This window comes from Chromobacterium paludis (assembly GCF_008275125.1).
Taxonomy (GTDB): Bacteria; Pseudomonadota; Gammaproteobacteria; order Burkholderiales; family Chromobacteriaceae; genus Chromobacterium; species Chromobacterium paludis.
Genome location: NZ_CP043473.1, coordinates 3613486 through 3632115, shown reverse-complemented (window position 1 = coordinate 3632115; position 18630 = coordinate 3613486). Strand labels below are relative to the sequence as shown.

Sequence of the window (18630 nt, the reverse complement as noted above, 5' to 3'; positions counted from 1 at the left end):
CGTTAACTGGTCAGGCGTCCGGCCAGGCCGTCCGGCGCCTGGCTGACGGCCAGCCTGGGCGCGCCGTGCCAGGCGGCCAGCTTGTTCAGCGCGGTCTTCAAGTCGTCGGCCAGCCGCTGGCTGACGCGCACGCCCGGCTCCAGGTGCAGCGATTTGACCTCGAACACGCCCTGGGCGCGGTGAGCCTTGGCGTCCAGACGGCCCACCAGCTTGCCGCGGTTCAGTATCGGCAGCGTGAAATAGCCGTACTTGCGCTTGGGCGCCGGGGTGTAGCACTCGATCTTGTAATCGAAGTCGAATAGCTCCAGCGCGCGCTTGCGGTCCCATACCAGCGGGTCGAACGGCGACAGGATGGCGGTATTGCCGCTGTTCAGCTTGCCGGCCGCCGCCAGTTCCAGCTCCGCGGCCAGGCTGGCGTGGACGAAGGCGTCGTGGCTCCAGCCCTCCACTTTGACCGGAATCAGCTCGCCCTGGTCGGCCAGGCCATGCAGCAGTTCGCCGTAGGGCGCGCGCTTGAGCCGGTAGTAGTCGGCCACCCACGCCGGCTTGGCCAGGCCCAGCGCGCGGCAGCTGTTGCGCATCTGCTCCAGCCGCACGTCTTCGGGAGAAGGCAGGTCGCGCGCGTCGTCCCAATCCGGCAGCACCCGCTCGGCCAGGTCGTAGACGCGCTGGAAGCTGCGGCGTTCCTTCACCATCAGCCTGCCCAGCGTGAACAGCGCTTCCAGATGGCGTTTTTCCGGCTTCCAGTCCCACCAGCCATTTCCCTTGCCGCCCTGGCGCTCGAAATCGGCCGAGCGCGCCGGGCCGTGTTCGCGGATGCGCTCGACGATGGCCTCGATGTCGGCGCGGTGCTGCTCGTACCAGCGCTGTGAAAACTTCCAGCCCATGCCCTCTGCGTTCAACATGCGGTGGCGCAGCAGGCGGTAGTCCTCCACCGGCACGAAGCAGGCCTCGTGCGCCCAGTATTCGAACAGCGCGCCCTCGGCCAGCAATTGGTCCAGCCAGGCCGGGTCGTAATGGCCGATGCGGCTGTACAGCACTAGGTAGGGGCTGCGCGCCACCACGCTGATGGTGTCGATCTGCAGCAGCGCCATGCGGCGGATGGCGGCCAGCGCGTCGGCCTTGGCCGCCTTGCGGCGCGGCGCGGCGAGCAGGCCTTGGGCGGCCAATTGCAGATGGCGGGCTTGCTGCAGGGAGAGGTGTATCGTCATGGCGGGTTTGGGCGAGGGTGGGAACGAAGACTATAGCAGGCGCGACAAGCGAGGTCAGTTGTCATGCCTATGGTATGACGGGGCGGCGAGTTTGTGGCAGAGTGGTTAACCCAATGCTCAGGAGCTAGCGCATGATCAGCCATCTCGACCATATCGTACTGACCGTCCGCGACATCGAGGCGGCGGCGGCTTTCTACCAGCGCGCGCTGAAGCTGGAAGCGGTGACGTTCGGCAATGGCCGCCGCGCGCTGCGTTTCGGCAACCAGAAGATCAATCTGCAGACTTTGGGCCAGGAGACGCGCAATCACGCCGCCATCGGTTGCGGCGACCTGTGCCTGATCGCTTCCGCGCCGCTGCCGGAGGTGATTGAACACCTGAAGCGCGAGGGCGTGGCCATCGTCGAAGGGCCGGTGACGCGCAGCGGCGCGATGGGGCCCATCACCTCGGTGTATTTCAAGGACCCGGACGGCAATCTGGTGGAAGTCAGCAGTTACAATTTTTGAAAACCAGGATGCAGGATAAAGAGGCTGGCATGCCGGCGCATCCTGAGTTGCCGCAGGCGGTGGCTGGAAACTGATGCGGCTATTGATGGAAGAACGAACAGTGGAGAACGGGAAAGTGGGGAACCTGGCCGATGTGCCCAGCCCGATAGACCTGCGCCAGATGGCCGACGCGGCCGAATGGGCGGCCAAGGCAATGGAAAAGCGGCCGTGGCGCGTCGAGTTTTTCGACCGTTTCGCCCATGAGCTGGCGGGCGCCTGCAGGGTGCTGGAGCTGGGCTCCGGCCCGGGCTTTCTGGCGCGCCACCTGCAGGAACGTTTGCCGCAGCTGCGCCTGGAGCTGTTCGATTTTTCCGAGGCCATGCACCAGCTGGCGCGCGAACGGCTGGGCGTGTTGGCGGAGAGGGCCGATTTTCGCCTGGGCAGCTTCCGCGAAGCGGACTGGGCACGGGGCTTGCCGCTGTACGACGCGGTGATCACCAACCAGGCCGCGCACGAGGTACGGCATAAGCGCCATCTGCCGGCGCTGCACCGCCAGGCGCGTTCGCTGCTGCGGCCGGGCGCGTCCGACCATTACGCCGGCGGCGACGGCATGGCCAATGATCAGTTGTACGCGACGGTGGAAGAACAGGAAGCGGCCTTGCGCCAGGCTGGCTTCGGCGATGTGGCGCTGCTGATGCGTCGGGGCGGGCTGGTGTTTTTCCGCGCCGAGTGAGGGACTCAGCGCGCAGCGGGCTTGCCGGCGAAGAAATCGCGCAGCAGCGCGTCGTAGCTGCCGTCGCGGCGCATCGCCTCCAGGGCCAGGTTGAAGCGCGTCAGCAGGGCCTGTTGCTGCGAGCTTCGATTGATGGCGAGAAAGGACGGATTGCTGACTAGCACGGCCTGGGACAGCGAGATGTCGCGATAGCCGTCTTGCCGCAGCGCCAGTTGCAGCGACTCGCGTATGCCCAGCACCACGTCCAGCCGGCCCAGCTTCAGCTGGCGCAGGTTTTGCTCGTCGCTGTCGCCGTCCAGGGCGCTGAACTTGCCGTCTTTTCTGGCGTGGTCGAAATCGTCGCCATAGCTCCAGCCGGCGATCACCCCGACCCGCTTGCCATTCAAATCCGCCAGCGAGCCATAGCCGCTAGCCTTGGCCGGGTAGGCCATGACCACGCGTTCCAGGAACAGTGGCTGGCTGAAGTTGAACAGTTTTTCGCGCTCGGCGGTTTTGATGATGCCGCCGGCCGCCGCGCTGCCTTTGCCCAGCTCCTGCAGGGCCAGGCGCCAGGATCCGGCGCGCAAGGTGACGGCGATGCCGGCCCGTTCGCAGATTTTGGCGATCAGCGTGGGGTAGAGTCCGCTGGCGCCGTGTGGACCGGCATACATCAGCGGCGGGTTGCTGGCGTCGACATTGACGATCAGGCCGGGCGGCTCGCCGGCCTGGCTCTGCTGGACGAGGAGCAGCGCCAGCAGCAATAGGCCTTGGATGATTTTGTGCGGCATGCGGGACATCGTGGGAGCGGAATCACTCTTGCAGCATAGTATGCGGCGCGGCTTGCTGAATGCCGGACTGGACCATGAAAAAACGGAACCCTAGGGTTCCGTTTCGCGTTGGCGGCGGACTGGCGTTTATGGGTAAACGATGCGCAGCAGATTGGTGGAGCCGGGGGTGCCGAAGGGCACGCCGGCGATGATCACCATGGGCTTGCCCTGCTCGGCCAGGCCCAGCTTGGTGGCGCAGAAGGTGGTCTTGACGACCATGTCTTCCAGGTTTTCCGCGTCCGGGCCGTGGTAGGCCACCACGCCCCATACCAGGGACAGGCGGCGCGCCGTGGTCAGATTGGGCGAGATGCCCAGTATCGGCGTGGACGGACGTTCGCGCGCCAGATAGATGCAGGTGGAGCCGCTGGTGGTGAAAGCCACCGACACGGTGACCGGCAGCAGGGTGGCCACCTTGCGCACACAGGCGGCGATGGCGTCGGTGCGGTCCGGCTCGTCGGCCGCGCTGTAGTCCAGCGCCATCACCTTGCGGTAGTCCGGCGCGCCTTCCACGCGGCGGATGATGCGGTCCATGATCTGCACCGCTTCCAGCGGGAACTGGCCGGCGGCGGTTTCGGCCGACAGCATGACCGCGTCCGCGCCTTCGTAGACGGCGGTGGCCACGTCGTTGGCTTCGGCGCGCGTGGGCGTCGGCGCGGTGATCATGGATTCCAGCATCTGGGTGGCCACGATGACCGGGCGGCCCAGGTGGCGGCATTGATGCACGATCTTGCGCTGCGCCACCGGCACGTCTTCCGGCGGCAGCTCCACGCCCAGGTCGCCGCGCGCCACCATGACGGCGTCGGACAACATGGCGATGGCGTCCAGGTCATCGACGGCGGACGGTTTTTCGATCTTGGAAATGATGCCGACGCGCTTGCCGACGATGTCGCGCAGCTCCTGGACGTCGGCCGCGGTTTGCACGAAGGACATGGCCAGCCAGTCCGCGCCTTCGGCCAGCGCGAATTCGGCGTCCTTGCGATCTTTTTCAGTAATGACCGACAGCGGCAGCACGGTGTTGGGCAGATTGAAGCCCTTGTTGCTGGACAGGTCGCCGCCCACCGCGACGCGGGTGACGATGCGGCGCGGTTCCACTTGTTCCACGTGGAACGCCAGTTTGCCGTCGTTGACCAGGATGCGGTGGCCGGGCTGCAGCGCGGCGAAGGCTTCCGGGTGCGGCAGCGTGGCGCGCTTGTTGTCGCCGGGCACTTCATCCAGCACGAACTCATAGGCGTCGCCGGTCTGCACCGGCGTGGCATGCGGGAATTTGCCGATGCGCAGCTTGGGGCCTTGCAGGTCCACCACTACGCCCAGCGGGCGGTCCAGCGCCTTTTCCGCGGCGCGGATGGCCTGCAGCCGGGCGCGATGGTCGTCATGGCTGCCGTGGCTCATATTGAGCCGGAAGATGTTGACCCCGGCGCGGGCCAATTCCAGGATTTGTTCCGGGGTGCTGGAGGACGGCCCCAGCGTAGCGAGAATTTTGGTGTTGCGAAGCATGACAGTCCTTTGCGGCCCATCCGGCCGGTTGATCAGGAGCGAGGTGGCGTGTGGCGGCCATGCCGTCGGCCGAGCAGCGGCGCTTCGCGCCGGCTGGCGATATGGCTTCATATGAAATGATGCCATGGCGCGGCGACGGATTTCTTGCGCTGGGTCCAAAACTTGGCGTCCAGCGGCGAGAGTCATCGTGCCATATCTGGCGTGTAGCGTCATAACTACGTAAATATGGCATTTCGATTGCAAAACAACGTTTTGTGGCGATGGTTTGAGCAGGTTTCGGCAATCTTGTTTTCGAATATTTTCTTATTTTTTCCTTTTTGGTAATTGGCGTGTGGCGCAGGCAAAGGCTTGCCCCTCGGCCTTGTCGCGTGCTTTTTCCGCCTGTCTTGTTGGCCGGTTGGAGTCAGTGCTGCCACGACTCCGCACATTTTCGGCAATTTTCCGTTTTGCAGTGCATCAATTATTTTGATGTAAAAATGTAGCGTCGCGCTACATGGCGTAAGTATTTGAAATTCAATGGAATGATTGGGGTTTCATTCGGGTGGATAACCGGGGGCGGCTTGAAGAATGTACTTTTTTTAACACGACGATTGACATCCTGCCGTTCGCGAATAGAATTGTCCGCAAATAAAACGAACGTCATAAGCAAAAAAAGCAACACACAACGCAACGTTGACATCCCCGGCTGTTAACCACGCCGCCTTACCGGCAATCAGGAGAAGACACAATGAGCGATCAGTACGTACTGGCCTTGGACCAGGGCACCACCAGTTCCCGAGCCATCCTGTTCAACCGCAGCGGCGACATCGTGTCGCTGGCGCAAAAGGAATTCCGCCAGATCTACCCGCAAGCGGGCTGGGTTGAGCATGATCCGCAGGAAATCTGGGGCGGCCAGGTGGGCGTGGCCGCGGAAGCGGTGGCCAAGGCCGGCATCGACGGTCGCAGCATCGCCGCCATCGGCATCACCAACCAGCGCGAAACCACCATCGTGTGGGACCGCGAAACCGGCCAGCCGGTGTACAACGCCATCGTGTGGCAGGACCGCCGCACCGCCGAGTTCTGCGACGAACTGAAAGCCCGCGGCCTCTCCGAACTGATCCGCTCCAAGACCGGCCTGCTGGTGGACGCCTACTTCTCCGGCAGCAAGATCAAGTGGATTCTGGACAATGTCCCCGGCGCGCGCGACCGTGCCCGCGAAGGCAAGCTGGCTTTCGGCACTGTGGACAGCTGGCTGATCTGGAACTTCACCCACGGCAAGGTGCACGTGACCGACGTGTCCAACGCCTCGCGCACCATGCTGTACAACATCCACACCCTGGAATGGGACGCCGAGCTGCTGGACATCATGGGCATCCCCGCCTCCATGCTGCCGCAAGTGAAGAGCTCCAGCGAAGTGTACGGCCACACCCACGCCGCCCACCTGGGCGTGGAAATCCCGATCGCCGGCGTGGCCGGCGACCAGCAGGCCGCCTTGTTCGGCCAGCAGTGCACCACGCCGGGCATGGTGAAAAACACCTACGGCACCGGCTGCTTCATGATGCTGAACACCGGCGACACACCGATCGAATCGTCCAACAACCTGCTCACCACCATCGCCTGGAAGGTGGACGGCAAGGTGCAGTACGCGCTGGAAGGCTCCATCTTCATCGGCGGCGCGGTGGTGAAATGGCTGCGCGACGGTCTGGGCATCATTCGCCATTCGGCAGACGTCGGCCCGCTGGCGCAGGAAGTGGAAAACAGCGACGGCGTCTACCTGGTGCCGGCCTTCGCCGGCCTGGGCGCGCCGCACTGGAACGCCAGCGCCCGCGGCACCATCGTCGGCGCCACCCTGGGCACCAAGGCCGCCCACATCGCCCGCGCCGCGCTGGACAGCATCGCCTACCAGACCCGCGACGTGCTGAAGGCGATGGAAGCCGACGCCAAGATGAGCATCGCCGAGCTGCGCGTGGACGGCGGCGCCACCGTCAACGAGCTGCTGATGCAGTTCCAGTCCGACATCCTGGCCGTGGACGTGGTGCGTCCCAAGATCACCGAAACCACCGCCCTGGGCGCCGCCTACCTGGCCGGCCTGGCCGTGGGCTACTGGAAGAACGTGGACGACGTGCAGGGTCAATGGCAGCTGGACCGCCGCTTCCAGCCGGAAATGGCCGCCGACGAAGTGGCCGGCAACGTCAAGGGCTGGCAGCGCGCGGTCAACGCCGCCAAGGCCTGGGCCGACGACCAAGCCTGAGTCCCGCGGAAGCCCGTCGCCGCGGCGAGCGCGCCTCCGACTGCAACTTCCAAGCGATGAGCCGACCCGCCGCGGCAAGCGGCGGGCGGACGCACCCTTTTTCTGAAAGAGACAATCATGAATCCTTTGATGGGCGAATTCATCGGCACCGCCTTGCTGGTGCTGCTGGGCAACGGCGTGGTGGCCAATGTGCTGCTGAAGAACACCAAGGGCCATAACAGCGGCCTGATCGTGGTGGCCTTTGGCTGGGCGATGGCGGTGTTCGTCGGCGTGTTCAGCGTGGCGGCGATCAGCGGCGCCCACCTGAACCCGGCGGTGACGGTGGCGCTGGCCGTGGCCGGCAAGTTCCCGTGGGACAAGGTGCCGGGCTATATCGTGGCGCAGATGCTGGGCGGCATGGCCGGCGCCGGCCTGATGTGGCTGATCTACCGCAAGCACTATGAAACCACCGACTGCGCCGACACCAAGCTGGCTACCTTCTGCACCGGCCCGGCCATCCGCAGCCTGCCGGGCAATCTGGTGTCCGAGATCGTCGCCACCTTTGTGCTGGTGTTCGCCATCCTGTCCATGGTGGCCCCCAAGATGTCGCTGGGCGCGATCGACGCGCTGCCGGTAGCCTTGCTGGTGCTGGGCATCGGCGTGTCGCTGGGCGGCACCACCGGCTACGCCATGAGCCCGGCGCGCGATCTGGCGCCGCGCATCATGCACGCCATCCTGCCGATTCCGGGCAAGCGCGACAGCGACTGGGGCTATTCCTGGGTGCCGGTGATCGGCTCGCTGATCGGCGGCACGCTGGCGGCATTGGCCTACACCCTGTAATGAGCCTGGCGGCGCGCTTCCCGGCGCGCCGTTTTTCTTTTTTGTTCGTTTTCCTCCCCGGCACGCTCCGGGAAAATCCCTTTATATATAAGCAATTGCCAGGATTTGGCATGGCCAAGGCTGGGCTTTACACGCGTAGATCGCGCCTTTGCATTGGTTAAGAGAAAAATAACGAACAAAAAATGTTTTATTTATGTTCCTTGACAGCTATTGTGGATAGAATGGCGGTGACGGAACAAGCAAGGATTCGGGCAATGAAGCTATACGACTTGATGGTGATAGGCGGCGGCATCAACGGCGCCGGCATCGCGCGCGACGCGGCCGGACGCGGCCTGTCGGTGGCGCTGTGCGAAAAGGACGATCTGGCCTCGCATACTTCCTCGGCCAGCACCAAGCTGATCCACGGCGGCCTGCGCTATCTGGAGTATTACGAATTCGGCCTGGTGCGCAAGGCGCTGCAGGAGCGCGAGGTGCTGCTGAAGGCGGCGCCGCACATCATCTGGCCGCTGCGCTTCGTGATGCCGCACGCGCGCGACCAGCGGCCGGAATGGATGATACGTTGCGGCTTGTTCCTGTACGACCACCTGGCCAAGCGCGAGGTCTTGCCCGGCTCCGAAACCGTCAGCTTCGCCAAGCACCCATCCGGCGCGCCCTTGAAGGACGCCTTCAAGCGCGGCTTCGTCTATTCCGACGGCTGGGTGCAGGACGCGCGGCTGGTGGTGCTCAACGCCATGGACGCGGCCGAGCGCGGCGCGGACATCCACACCCGCACCGCCTGCGTGGCGGCGCGGCGCGACGGCGAGCACTGGGTGTCCACGCTGGAGCGCGAGGACGGCAGCCGTTTCGAAGTGCGCTCGCGCGCGCTGGTCAACGCCGCCGGCCCCTGGGTGCAGAGCCTGATAGAAGACAAGCTGGCCATGCCGTCCAGCAAGTCCATCCGCCTGGTCAAGGGCAGCCACATCGTGGTGAAGAAACTCTTCGACCACCCGTTTGCCTACATCTTCCAGAACCCGGACAAGCGCATCATTTTCGCCATTCCGTACGAGAAGGACTTCACGCTGATCGGCACCACCGACGTGGAATACCGCGGCGATCCTAACGCGGTGGCGATAGACGGCGACGAAATCGCCTATCTGTGCCAAATGAGCAACCGTTACTTCCACAGCCAGATTGCGCCATCCGACGTGCTGTCCACCTATTCCGGCGTGCGTCCGCTGCTGGACGACGCCTCCGACAATGCCTCCAGCGTCACCCGCGATTACGCGCTGGAGCTGGACCAGAACGGCGCGCCGCTGCTGTCGGTGTTCGGCGGCAAGATCACCACCTTCCGCAAGCTGGCGGAAGAGGCGGTGGACAAGATCGCCCCCTTGCTGGGCAACCGCCAAGCCACCTGGACCGCCGAGGCGCCGCTGCCGGGCGGCGACATGCCGGGCGCGGACTTCGGCCGCTTCCTGCAGGATCTTCGCCAGCGTCACTCCTGGCTGCCGGCCGAGCTGGCCGAGCGCTGGGCGCGCGCCTATGGTACGCGCGTGGTCAAGTTGATCGGCCAGGCCGATTCCTTGGCCGGCCTGGGCGCGGAGGTATTGCCCGGCTTGTACGAGGCGGAGCTGCAGTACCTGATGGACGCAGAATGGGCCAAGCGCAGCGAGGACATCCTGTGGCGCCGCTCCAAGCTCAAGCTGCACCTGCCGGCCAACGCCGCCGAGGTGGTCGATGCCTGGCTGGCCAAACGCGCGCAGCCGCGCGAGGCGCTGAGCGCCTGATTTCCTGTCTTGAATATGCGGCCAGGGCTGCATTGTTCCCCCTCTCCCCAACCCCTCTCCCGCGGAGGGGAGAGGGGCGGTAGGGCGGATGCCCCGCAGGGGCGATCCGCCGAGCGCGGCGGTCTATCCCGATTTTCCGTCTTGATTGTGCCGTCCTGTCTGCATCGCTTCCCTCTCCCTAAGCCTTCTCCCGAATGGAGAGGGGCGGTAGGGCGGATGCCCCGCAGGGGCGATCCGCCGAGCGCGCCGGTCTTTCCCGATTTTCCGTCTCGACTGCGCCGTCCGGTCTGCATCGCTTCCCTCTCCCCAAGCCTTCTTCCGAATGGAGAGGGGCGGTAGGGCGGATGCCCCGCGGGGGCGATCCGCCGAGCGCGGCGGTCTCTCCCGATTTTCCGTCTTGATTGTGCAGTCTGGTCTGCATCGCTCCCCTCTCCCCAAGCCTTCTCCCGAATGGAGAGGGGCGGTAGGGCGGATGCCCCGCAGGGGCGATCCGCCATCCCATTGAGCATCGTCTTGCAGGCGGAACGCCCGGCCAAGCCGGGCTTCCTCCCTGCTAATACCCCATTAAAAGCTTTCGTTTCCTCTCGCGTCCGCGCCTGGCTAGCATAGGCGTGGAATGGATATGAGGGAGAACGCCATGCGCGTCGAATTGAGTCCGGCCCTGTTGGGCCGTTTGCCGGAAATGGAAGTGGAGGGCCTGCTGGCTCTGGATCTGCAAACGGCGGACTTGCCGATGGCCGCGCTGGCTTTGGCGGAAGAGGCGGATACCGAAGCGTTGTTGCAGCGCTGGAAGGCCTTGTACCGCGAACTGCCCGGCGACAAGAAGGCGCGCTGTTCGCTGGAATATCTGGTCAAGGCGGCGCAGAAGGACAAGCTGCGCAGCATCCTGCCGCTGGTGGACCTGTACAACCAGGCTTCCCTGCTCAGCCTGGCGCCGTTTGGCGGAGAGGACATAGACAAGCTGGGGGCCAAACTCGTGCTGGACCTGGCGCGCGGCGACGAGACGTTTTTGCCTCTGGGCCGGACGGAAATCGAGCGGCCGCAGCCGGGGGAGGCGGCCTGGCTGAACGGTGAGGGCGAGGTGGTGTGCCGCTGCCTGAACTGGCTGGAGTCCGATCGCTTCAAACTGACCGAGGCCAGCCGCAACGTCGTCTTTGTCAGCGAGCGGCCCGATGCCGGCTTCCCGTCCGGCGCGCCCGGCATGGACTGGCTGGCGCGGCAGCTGGCGCCGCATGCCGGCTCGCTGATCCGTTTCCGGCTGCACGCCGCCGCGCCCGCGTTCGCGCGGTAGGGCGGATGCCCCGCAGGGGCGATCCGCCGGCAGACCATCGGCGCCGGCTGAGGCGGAACGCCCGCTATGCGGGCTTCCGCCCTACAAGCGGAATTTGACCACCATTTGCCGCATGTGCTCGGCCAGTTCGTTCAGGCTGAGCACCGCGCCGTGCAGTTCGCCGGCGGCTTGGGTGTTGTCGGCCACCATTTGCGACACCAGCTCGAAGCTGCCGGCGATGGTGTTGCATACCGTTTTCTGCTCGGCGATGGCGTCGTGGATCTGCACCACGCCGCCGTTGGCCTCCTGCACGCTGTCGTTGGCGGCCTGCAGATTGGCCATTACCGTTTCCATGGTCTCCCGGCTCTGTCGGGTGGCGTCCAGGCCGCTTTGCACTGTGCCGCCCACCGATTGCGCGTTTTGGCTCAGCTGTTCCGTCACCAGCTTGATCTCGCTGGCCGCCTTGGCCGAGTTTTCCGCCAGTTTGCGCACTTCGTCCGCCACCACGGCGAAGCCGCGGCCCATTTCGCCGGCGCGCGCCGCCTCGATCGCCGCGTTCAAGGCCAAGAGATTGGTCTGCTCGGCGATGTCCCGGATCTGCCCGGTCAGATGGCCGATGGCCTGGGTGCTGTCGCGGAAGGCCTGGGAGGCGCTGTCCACCTGGCCCATCACCGTGTCTATGGTCTCGGCCTGGCGGCGCAGCCGCGCCACTTCGTCCAGGCCGTCCTGGGTTTTTTGCGCGCTGGTGTGGGAGTCCTTGCTGATGCGCGCGGTCTGGTCGGCGATGGTGTCTATGCTGGTGGCCATCTGCTCCAGCGAGGCGGCATTGCTGGAGATGGCGTCGTTCTGCGTTTCCGCGCCGCTGGCCAGCGCGCGCGCGGAGCGGCCCAGCTCATGGCCGGTGTCGCCCACCTGCTTGGCGGCGTCTATCAGTTTGGCGATCAGCGCGCCCAGATGGGTGCGCACCGTCTCGCTGCAGGCGGCGATGCGGCCGATTTCGTCCATGCGGCCCGGCTGGAAGGGCTGGGTGAAGTCGCCCTCGGCCAGCCGGTTCAGGTCATCGGCCAGGCGGCGGGTGCGGGCGATGATGGCGCGGTTGACGTAGTACAGCAGCAGGCCCATGCCCAGCGCGGTGCCGATGGCCATGACCACGGCCACGCGCCACAGCGCGGCGTTGGCGCTGGCTACGGCCGCTTCCGAGTTGGCTTGGGCGCGCTTGGCCAGGAAGTCGCTGGCCTGGGTCAGCAGTTCGGTCGGCGGGCGGTCCATGCCGGCCACCTGCTTGTCGCCGGCCTTGAAGTCGAAGCCGGCCTGCTTGTAGGCGTCCAGCCCCTTGCGGTAGTCATCGCCCATTTTCTGATGCGCGGCGACGAATTGCTGCAGCAGCTGCTGGGCCTGCGGGTCCGGCGCCTGGGCCGCCAGCGTGTTGCCTTCCTCGCGGACCTGGCCTTCCTTCTGCTGGAAGTTGCCCCAGTATTTGTCCAGTTTGGCCGGATCCTGGCCGCGCAGCAGGGTGTCCTTCCATTCCTGCACCTGCTTTTTGAAGTCCACCTGCATGGTCAGCACCTGTTGCACGCTGCGCTGGTCCTGCGCCACTTGGTCGCGGAAGGTGCGGATGCTGCCCCACAGCTGGGCCAGAGAGAACACGGCGGCGAGCAGCAGTATGGCCATCGCCGCGCCGACGATGGCGGCCAGTTGCCCGGCCAACGAGGTTTGGCGATCCATGGCGAATCTCCGTGCTAGAACAATGCTTGTTCTAGTTGTAGGTCAGTCCGCGATGTCTTACGAATATTTACTTAGCCGAATCAAAGGTTTTTCATAAATTCCTCCACTTGCCAGCGGCTGTGGATAAATGGAGAGATGAGACTGCGCTGTGGATAAACGTTTCCGTCGCGGGGCCGCAGCGGCGGCGATGCCTCTCCCCTGGCTGGGGATGGGAGGATAAAGGGAGGGAAGCAAGCCGGCAGCGGCAAGATTGTGGATAAATATTGAAAACGCGATAGGTTGTGGATAAGGGCGAGGCGGCGGCCTCGCCCCTTGCTTTACGCGACCACCCTTACACGATCAGCGCGGCGTCTTCCTCCGCCGTCTGCGGCTCCAGCCTGGGCAGGGCCTGGCCCTGGCTGTCGAACACATGGCAGTGGCACGGGTCCGCTTGCACGAAAAGCCGGCTGCCCGGCGCCGGTTCGGCCTCGTGGCCGTTCAGCTTCAGCGAGATGGGCTCCTCGGCGCCGTCGTGGCGCAGGTAGACGATCTGCTGGTCGCCCAGGTGCTCCACCAACTGCACCGTCACCGGCAGGCCGGTTTCGGCGAAGCGCAGGTGCTCGGCGCGCGCGCCCAAGGCCAGCTCGCCCGGAGCGGATTCAGCCAGCGGCAGCGTCAGCCGGTAATCGCCGGGCAGTTGCAGCTGGACGCCGTCGGGCGAATGCTGCAGCGCGCGCGCCGGGATGAAGTTCATCTTGGGCGAGCCGAGGAAGCCGGCGACGAAGCGGTTGGCCGGGCGATTGTACAGCTCCAGCGGCGTGCCCACCTGCTCGATGCGGCCGGCGTTGAACACCGCGATGCGGTGGCCCAGGGTCATCGCCTCCACCTGGTCGTGGGTGACGTAGATCATGGTGCTGCCCAGCTCCTGGTGCAGCCGCGCCAGCTCGATGCGCATCTGCACGCGCAGCGCCGCGTCCAGATTGGACAGCGGCTCGTCGAACAGAAACACGCCGGGCTTGCGCACGATGGCGCGGCCGATGGCCACGCGCTGGCGCTGGCCGCCGGACAGGGCCTTGGGCTTGCGGTCCAGCAAGTGTTCGATTTGCAGCGTCAGCGCGGCGCGATGCACGGCGGCGTCGATCTCCGCTTTGCTGTGGCCGGCCAGTTTCAGGCTGAAGGCCATATTGTCGCGCACCGTCATGTGCGGATACAGCGCGTAGCTCTGGAACACCATGGCCAGGCCGCGCTTGGCCGGATCGATGTCGTTGGCCAGCTTGTCGTCTATCCACAGCTCGCCGGCGCTGATGTCCTCCAGGCCGGCGATCATGCGCATCATGGTGGATTTGCCGCAGCCGGACGGGCCGACGAAGACCATGAATTCGCCGTCGCGGATGTCCAGGCTGACGCCGTGAATCACGGCGTTGCCGTCGTCGTAGACCTTGCGGATGTGTTTCAGCGAGAGTCGGGACATCTCATTGCTCCTGATAGGGTTGGCCCAGCGCCACCGGCAGGCGGCCGGCGGCGGCGATCTCGCCGGCCAGGCGGCGGCTGACGGCGTCCAGCGCGGCGTCGGCGAAGCCGTAGCTGATCAAGGCCGGAGCGGCGATGTCGGCGGCGGCGTAGGGGTTCCATAATGCCAGATGCAAGTCAGGTTTCCAGCTTTGCTGCTCGCGACGGCCGTAGCGCTCGCGCGTGGTGGAGGCCAGGACGGTGAATACGCCGTCCTGCGGCAAGGTGGACCAGTTCAGCGCGGCGCGCTGCTGGAAACGCACGACTTCCAAGGCGTGGCGATGCGACAGCGCGGCTACCAGCTTGCTGGCGGACAGGCCGGCTTCGGACACGCCGTCGGACGGGGCCTGATCCTGCACCACCAGCCGCAGCCGCTGGCCGGCCGGCAGCGTGGGCACCTCGCCGTAGGGCGTCAACGCGCGCCGCCAGGCGTCGGCGAACAGGGCTTCGTCGGCCGCGCGCTGCTCCGCGGCATAGGCGTAATCGTCGCGGCTGGGGTAGCGGCGGATCAGCGCGTCCACTCGTTCGGCGGCTTCTTCCAGCCGCGCCTGCGCCAGCTCGCCGCTTTGCAGGGCCGCGCGCAGCGCCTCGAAACTGGCTTCCATTTCCTCCGGAAATTGCAGCACCAGCGCTAGGTCGGCGCCGGCTTTCAAGGTTTGCACCGAGCCGGCGGCCTGGCCCCAGCGCTCGCGTATCGCCTTCATGTTCAGCGCGTCGGTGATGGCCACGCCGCGGAAACCCAGCTCGCGCCGCAACAGGCCGGTGAGGATGGCGGGCGACAAGGTGGCCGGCCATTCCGGGTCCAGGCTGGGGAAGCGGATGTGGGCGCTCATCAGCGCCGGCGCGTGGGCGGACAGCGCCTTGAACGGCGCCAGTTCGTAATCGCGCAGCTCGGCCTGCGGTTTGTCCACCACCGGCAGGTCCAGGTGGGAGTCGGTGTGGGTGTCGCCGTGACCGGGGAAGTGCTTGACGCAGCAGGCCACCCCTTCGGCCAGATGGCCTTCCATCCAGGCGCGGGCCAGCTGGGCGGCGCGGACCGGATCGGCGCCGAAGGCGCGCTCGCCTATCACCGGGTTGGCCGGGTTGTTGTTCAGGTCCAGCACCGGGGCGAAGTTCCAGTTGACGCCCAGGCTCTTCAGCCCGCGCGCCACCGCGCCGCCCACTTTGCGCGCCAGCTCGGCGTCGCCGACGGCGGCCAGCGCCATCGCGGCCGGCGCTTGCGGCAGGAACAGCGTGCGCATCACGCCGCCGCCTTCTTGATCCAGGCCGATTAGGACATCGTCGCCCAGCGCGCGCTTGAGATCCGCCGCCAGGCGGCGGGTGGAGGCGGCGTCCGGCACATTGCGGCGGAACAGGCAGACGGCGCGCACGCGCATCTTTTGCAGCCGCGCCGCTTCTTCTTCGCTCAAGGCCGGGCCCTCCACGTCCACCATCAGGCAGCGGCCGGCCAGGGCATCCAGTTGTTCGGGGGTCAGGGTCATTTCACCGCTCCGTCGAATCCGCGCAGGAAATAGCGCTGGGTAAACAGGAAGACGATCAGGATGGGCAGCACGGTCAACACCGCGCCGGCCGCCACCACCCGCGTCTTGAAGCTGAAGGCGCCGGCCAGGTACAGCACGCCGACGGACAGCGGAAACTTGTCCGGGCTGGACATCACGATGGATGGCCAGATGTACTGGTTCCAGGCCGATACCGTGGTGAGGATGGTCAGCGCCGCCAGCGCCGGGCGAGACAGCGGCAGCATGATCTTCCAGAAAATTTGCCATTCCGAAGCGCCGTCCACGCGCGCGGCGTCGATCAGGTCTTGCGGCACCGCCTCGAAGGCCTGCTTCATCAAAAAGATGCCCACCGCGCCGGCCAGCGTGGGCAGCACCACGCCGCTGTAGCTGTCGGTCAACTGCAGCTTGGACACGGTGATGAAGTTGACCAGGAAGTTGACCTCGCTGGGCAGGATCATGGTGGCCAGGATGGCGCCGAACACCAGCCGCCTGCCGGGAAACTGCATGCGCGCCAGCGGGTAGGCGGCCAGCGCGCTGACCAGCAGCGTGCCGGCCACGGTCATGGCGGTGATGGCGAAGGAGTTGCGGTAGAAGGCCAGGATGTCGATGCTGGACACCGCCTCGCGGAAGTTGGCCAGGGTGGGCGCAGTGGGCAGCAAGGGCGGCGGGAAGGCGAACACTTCGCCGTCGCCGGACAGCGCCGTCACCAGCGTCCACCAGAAGGGGTAGACGGTGATCAGGCCGATGGCCGCCAGCACCAGATAATGGACGGCGCGGTTGCCCAGGCGGTCCAGCCGCGGCCGCGCGCGGGCGGCCGGAACGGGCAGGGTGGTGGAAGAATGCATCTCGCCTCCTCAGCGGTCGCGCGGTTGCAGGTAACGGAAATTCAGCCAGGCCAGCACGATGCAGAAGGCCGACATCACCAGGCTGGCGGCCAGCGCGCGGCCGAAGTTCAGCGACTTGATGCCGAACTCGTAGGCGTAATAGAGCGCGGTGTAGGTGGACTGCATCGGTCCGCCCTTGGTCAGGATCTGCACTTCTTCAAAGGCTTTGACCGCGGCCAGCATGGACATGATGGAGCACAAGAGGATGGTGGGCGCCAACAGCGGCACGGTGATGCGCCAGAAGCGCTGCCAGCGGTTGGCGCCGTCCAGCTGCGCCGCCTCATGCACATCGGCCGGCACCGATTGCAGGCCGGCCAGGTACAGCACCATATACCAGCCTATGCCGCGCCAGACGGTGATGAACATCACCGCGAACAAGGCGATGTGGTCGTCGGTGAGCCAACCCACCGGGTCGTTGATCAGATGCAGCCAGCGCAGCACGGCGTTGAGCACGCCGTCCTCGGTGTACATGAAGTTCCAGATGATGCCGATCACCGATACCGAGGTGACCACCGGCAGGTAGTAGGCGGCGCGAAACAGCTTGATGCCGGGCAGGTTGTTGTTGACCAGCACCGCCAGCAGCATGGCCAGCAGCTGGATCACCGGCACCACCAAGAGATAGAGCGCGGAATTCTTCAGCGCCGAGATAAACAGCTCGTCGCCGAACAGATCGCGGAAATTATCCCAGCCCACCCATTGCGGCGCGTCTATCAGGTTGTAGCGCGTGAAGGCGAGCAAGGAGCCGAAGCCTACCGGCCAGAACGAGAACAGCAGCAGCAATAGCAGCGCCGGGGCCAGGAACAGGTAGGCTTGCAGGGTGGTCTTGCGAGTATGGCGCATGGCCGGAATCCCCTGTGTGATTGCGAAAACGCCCGTCCGCCACGCGCGGCGGCGGACGGGGCGGGACAACGGTTTACAGCTTGCTGGACCAGTAGGCGGCAGCCTCGTCCAGCGCGGCCTTGGCGTCCTCGCGGCCGGTCACGGCTTTTTCCACGGCCGCCGACAGCTTGGCCGACAGCACGTCCGCGTTCTTCACCGACAGGAACAGGGTGCGGGTCTTGTCCAGATTGGCGGCGGCGATGCCGACGGCGCGTTCGGCCGGGCCGGCGTTAGCCGCAACCTTCTGGAAGTGCGGGTCCTGCGCGGCCTTGCGCGCGGTGGGCAGGGTGCCGGCCAGCTTGGCGAAGGCCAGCTGGTTGTCGGCATTGGTCAGGTAGTTGCCGAACTTGCCGATCTCCGGCAGCAGCGTCTTGTCCACGTTGCGCGCGACGGCGAAGTTGAACATCCAGCCGCCGGCGGCGATGCCGGTGGGGCCGAGCGGCGACGCGGCGACGCGGGTGTCGCGGTAGACCTTGGGCGCTTCGTCGCGCACGCGGGTCAGCGTGGTGGGCGTCGACTCCAGCATGGCCAGGCGGCCGCTGTTATACGCCGCCATCGACACCTGGAAGTTGTCCTGGGCGAACAGATTGTCTTTCAGCAGCGCGCCCGCCTTGTAGGCCTCGGCCAGCTTCTTGACGAAGGCGACGTGGGCCGGGCTGTTGAACACCGGCTTGCCATCCTTGACCACGTCCAGGCCGTTTTGCATCAGCAGGCCCTCGATCTTGGTCGGGCCCAGGGTGGGCGCGAAACCGGCCACCCCGGTCTTGGCCTTGATGATCTTGGCGTACTGCAGCTCCTGGTCAAACGACTTGGGCGGCTTGTTCGGGTCCAGGCCGGCTTTCTTGAACAGCGCGGCGTTGTAGGTGATGACGTTGGCGCCGTTGTAGTGCGGGAAGGCGTAAACCTTGCCGTTGAAGGTGACGTCCTTCAGCGCGCCGGTCACGTACTGGCTCTTGTCGATCAGGCCGTCCAGCGGCTGGATCAGGCCTTCCTGCTGGTAGTCGTAGGCCCAGGGCACGTTCAGGTTGACCAGGGCCGGCGGCTTGCCGGCGCCGACGGCGGCGGTGAACTTGGCCTGGATCACGTCCCAGGGGTAGTCGGTCCACTTGACTTCGACATTGGGATGCTCTGCGTTGTATTTGGCCACCAGCGCCTTGAAATAGCCGTCGAATTTGGGCGACAGGCTCATGGTCCACACTTCCAGCACCGGCTTGTCGGCGGCGTGGGCGGCCAGCGGCGCGGACAGGCCGGCGGCGATCAGCAGGGACAGGCTAAGGGTCTTCAGCTTCATGATTGGTTTTCTCCTTTGTGGCTTCGCCTATCGGACCCGATAGGCGAAGCGGCCGG

At 65.7% G+C, this 18630-nt stretch carries 15 protein-coding genes; 6 read left to right on the top strand and 9 right to left on the bottom strand.

What is annotated here, in order from left to right; genetic code table 11:
* Nucleotides 1–2 precede the first annotated feature (2 nt).
* Nucleotides 3–1211 carry a winged helix-turn-helix domain-containing protein gene (locus tag FYK34_RS17210; RefSeq protein WP_149298558.1) on the bottom strand — a complete coding sequence of 403 codons (1209 nt, stop codon included), beginning with the start codon at nt 1209–1211 and terminating at the stop codon, nt 3–5.
* 131 nt (nt 1212–1342) lie between these two features.
* On the opposite strand from FYK34_RS17210, the gene FYK34_RS17205 reads away from it, so the two are divergent.
* Nucleotides 1343–1714 carry a VOC family protein gene (locus FYK34_RS17205; protein WP_149298556.1) on the top strand — a complete coding sequence of 124 codons (372 nt, stop codon included), beginning with the start codon at nt 1343–1345 and terminating at the stop codon, nt 1712–1714.
* A gap of 85 nt (nt 1715–1799) precedes the next feature.
* Entirely contained in the window at nt 1800–2426 is a 627-nt protein-coding gene (locus FYK34_RS17200; RefSeq protein ID WP_149298554.1) for a class I SAM-dependent methyltransferase, read from the top strand.
* 5 nt (nt 2427–2431) lie between these two features.
* Here the strand turns inward: FYK34_RS17200 and FYK34_RS17195 are convergent, their stop codons facing one another.
* Both FYK34_RS17195 and pyk read right to left on the bottom strand, forming a co-directional pair.
* A complete protein-coding gene (locus tag FYK34_RS17195) occupies nt 2432–3193 on the bottom strand; it encodes a substrate-binding periplasmic protein (RefSeq protein ID WP_168209787.1) in 762 nt (253 codons plus the stop codon).
* A gap of 126 nt (nt 3194–3319) precedes the next feature.
* On the bottom strand, nt 3320–4726 hold the full coding sequence (gene pyk, locus FYK34_RS17190) for a pyruvate kinase (protein ID WP_149298549.1): 1407 nt from the start codon (nt 4724–4726) through the stop codon (nt 3320–3322).
* A gap of 727 nt (nt 4727–5453) precedes the next feature.
* On the opposite strand from pyk, the gene glpK reads away from it, so the two are divergent.
* The 4 genes from glpK (at nt 5454) to FYK34_RS17170 (ending at nt 10829) form a co-directional block, all read left to right on the top strand.
* Nucleotides 5454–6956: a glycerol kinase GlpK gene (gene glpK, locus FYK34_RS17185; protein WP_149298547.1), complete on the top strand. Its 1503-nt coding sequence runs from the start codon at nt 5454–5456 to the stop codon at nt 6954–6956.
* Nucleotides 6957–7073: 117 nt separating this feature from the next.
* Complete coding sequence (locus FYK34_RS17180; protein ID WP_149298545.1) at nt 7074–7775, top strand: MIP/aquaporin family protein; 702 nt, start codon at nt 7074–7076, stop codon at nt 7773–7775.
* Nucleotides 7776–8029: 254 nt separating this feature from the next.
* Complete coding sequence (gene glpD, locus FYK34_RS17175) at nt 8030–9538, top strand: glycerol-3-phosphate dehydrogenase (protein WP_149298543.1); 1509 nt, start codon at nt 8030–8032, stop codon at nt 9536–9538.
* A gap of 637 nt (nt 9539–10175) precedes the next feature.
* The gene (locus tag FYK34_RS17170; protein WP_168209786.1) at nt 10176–10829 is read left to right on the top strand and encodes a B3/B4 domain-containing protein; all 654 of its coding nucleotides are present in this window, start codon (nt 10176–10178) and stop codon (nt 10827–10829) included.
* Nucleotides 10830–10910: 81 nt separating this feature from the next.
* Here FYK34_RS17170 and FYK34_RS17165 read toward each other — a convergent pair whose 3' ends face one another.
* The 6 genes from FYK34_RS17165 to FYK34_RS17140 form a co-directional block, all read right to left on the bottom strand.
* A complete protein-coding gene (locus FYK34_RS17165; RefSeq protein WP_149298539.1) occupies nt 10911–12533 on the bottom strand; it encodes a methyl-accepting chemotaxis protein in 1623 nt (540 codons plus the stop codon).
* Between the two features lie 331 nt (nt 12534–12864).
* Nucleotides 12865–13983: an ABC transporter ATP-binding protein gene (locus FYK34_RS17160; RefSeq protein ID WP_149298537.1), complete on the bottom strand. Its 1119-nt coding sequence runs from the start codon at nt 13981–13983 to the stop codon at nt 12865–12867.
* Between the two features lies 1 nt (nt 13984).
* Complete coding sequence (gene nagZ / locus FYK34_RS17155; RefSeq protein ID WP_149298535.1) at nt 13985–15502, bottom strand: beta-N-acetylhexosaminidase; 1518 nt, start codon at nt 15500–15502, stop codon at nt 13985–13987.
* Entirely contained in the window at nt 15499–16365 is an 867-nt protein-coding gene (locus tag FYK34_RS17150; protein ID WP_149298533.1) for a carbohydrate ABC transporter permease, read from the bottom strand. The genes nagZ and FYK34_RS17150 overlap by 4 nt, the downstream gene beginning before the upstream one ends.
* Nucleotides 16366–16374: 9 nt before the next feature.
* On the bottom strand, nt 16375–17244 hold the full coding sequence (locus FYK34_RS17145; protein WP_149298530.1) for a carbohydrate ABC transporter permease: 870 nt from the start codon (nt 17242–17244) through the stop codon (nt 16375–16377).
* A 73-nt stretch (nt 17245–17317) separates the two neighbouring features.
* Entirely contained in the window at nt 17318–18574 is a 1257-nt protein-coding gene (locus FYK34_RS17140; protein WP_149298528.1) for an ABC transporter substrate-binding protein, read from the bottom strand.
* Nucleotides 18575–18630: the final 56 nt, after the last annotated feature.

Coding starts and splice junctions, on each gene's coding strand:
- FYK34_RS17210 (WP_149298558.1), bottom strand. CDS start 1,211: ATGACGATACACCTCTCCCTGCAGCAAGCCCGCCATCTGCAATTGGCC.
- FYK34_RS17205 (WP_149298556.1), top strand. CDS start 1,343: ATGATCAGCCATCTCGACCATATCGTACTGACCGTCCGCGACATCGAG.
- FYK34_RS17200 (WP_149298554.1), top strand. CDS start 1,800: ATGGAAGAACGAACAGTGGAGAACGGGAAAGTGGGGAACCTGGCCGAT.
- FYK34_RS17195 (WP_168209787.1), bottom strand. CDS start 3,193: ATGCCGCACAAAATCATCCAAGGCCTATTGCTGCTGGCGCTGCTCCTC.
- pyk (WP_149298549.1), bottom strand. CDS start 4,726: ATGCTTCGCAACACCAAAATTCTCGCTACGCTGGGGCCGTCCTCCAGC.
- glpK (WP_149298547.1), top strand. CDS start 5,454: ATGAGCGATCAGTACGTACTGGCCTTGGACCAGGGCACCACCAGTTCC.
- FYK34_RS17180 (WP_149298545.1), top strand. CDS start 7,074: ATGAATCCTTTGATGGGCGAATTCATCGGCACCGCCTTGCTGGTGCTG.
- glpD (WP_149298543.1), top strand. CDS start 8,030: ATGAAGCTATACGACTTGATGGTGATAGGCGGCGGCATCAACGGCGCC.
- FYK34_RS17170 (WP_168209786.1), top strand. CDS start 10,176: ATGCGCGTCGAATTGAGTCCGGCCCTGTTGGGCCGTTTGCCGGAAATG.
- FYK34_RS17165 (WP_149298539.1), bottom strand. CDS start 12,533: ATGGATCGCCAAACCTCGTTGGCCGGGCAACTGGCCGCCATCGTCGGC.
- FYK34_RS17160 (WP_149298537.1), bottom strand. CDS start 13,983: ATGTCCCGACTCTCGCTGAAACACATCCGCAAGGTCTACGACGACGGC.
- nagZ (WP_149298535.1), bottom strand. CDS start 15,502: ATGACCCTGACCCCCGAACAACTGGATGCCCTGGCCGGCCGCTGCCTG.
- FYK34_RS17150 (WP_149298533.1), bottom strand. CDS start 16,365: ATGCATTCTTCCACCACCCTGCCCGTTCCGGCCGCCCGCGCGCGGCCG.
- FYK34_RS17145 (WP_149298530.1), bottom strand. CDS start 17,244: ATGCGCCATACTCGCAAGACCACCCTGCAAGCCTACCTGTTCCTGGCC.
- FYK34_RS17140 (WP_149298528.1), bottom strand. CDS start 18,574: ATGAAGCTGAAGACCCTTAGCCTGTCCCTGCTGATCGCCGCCGGCCTG.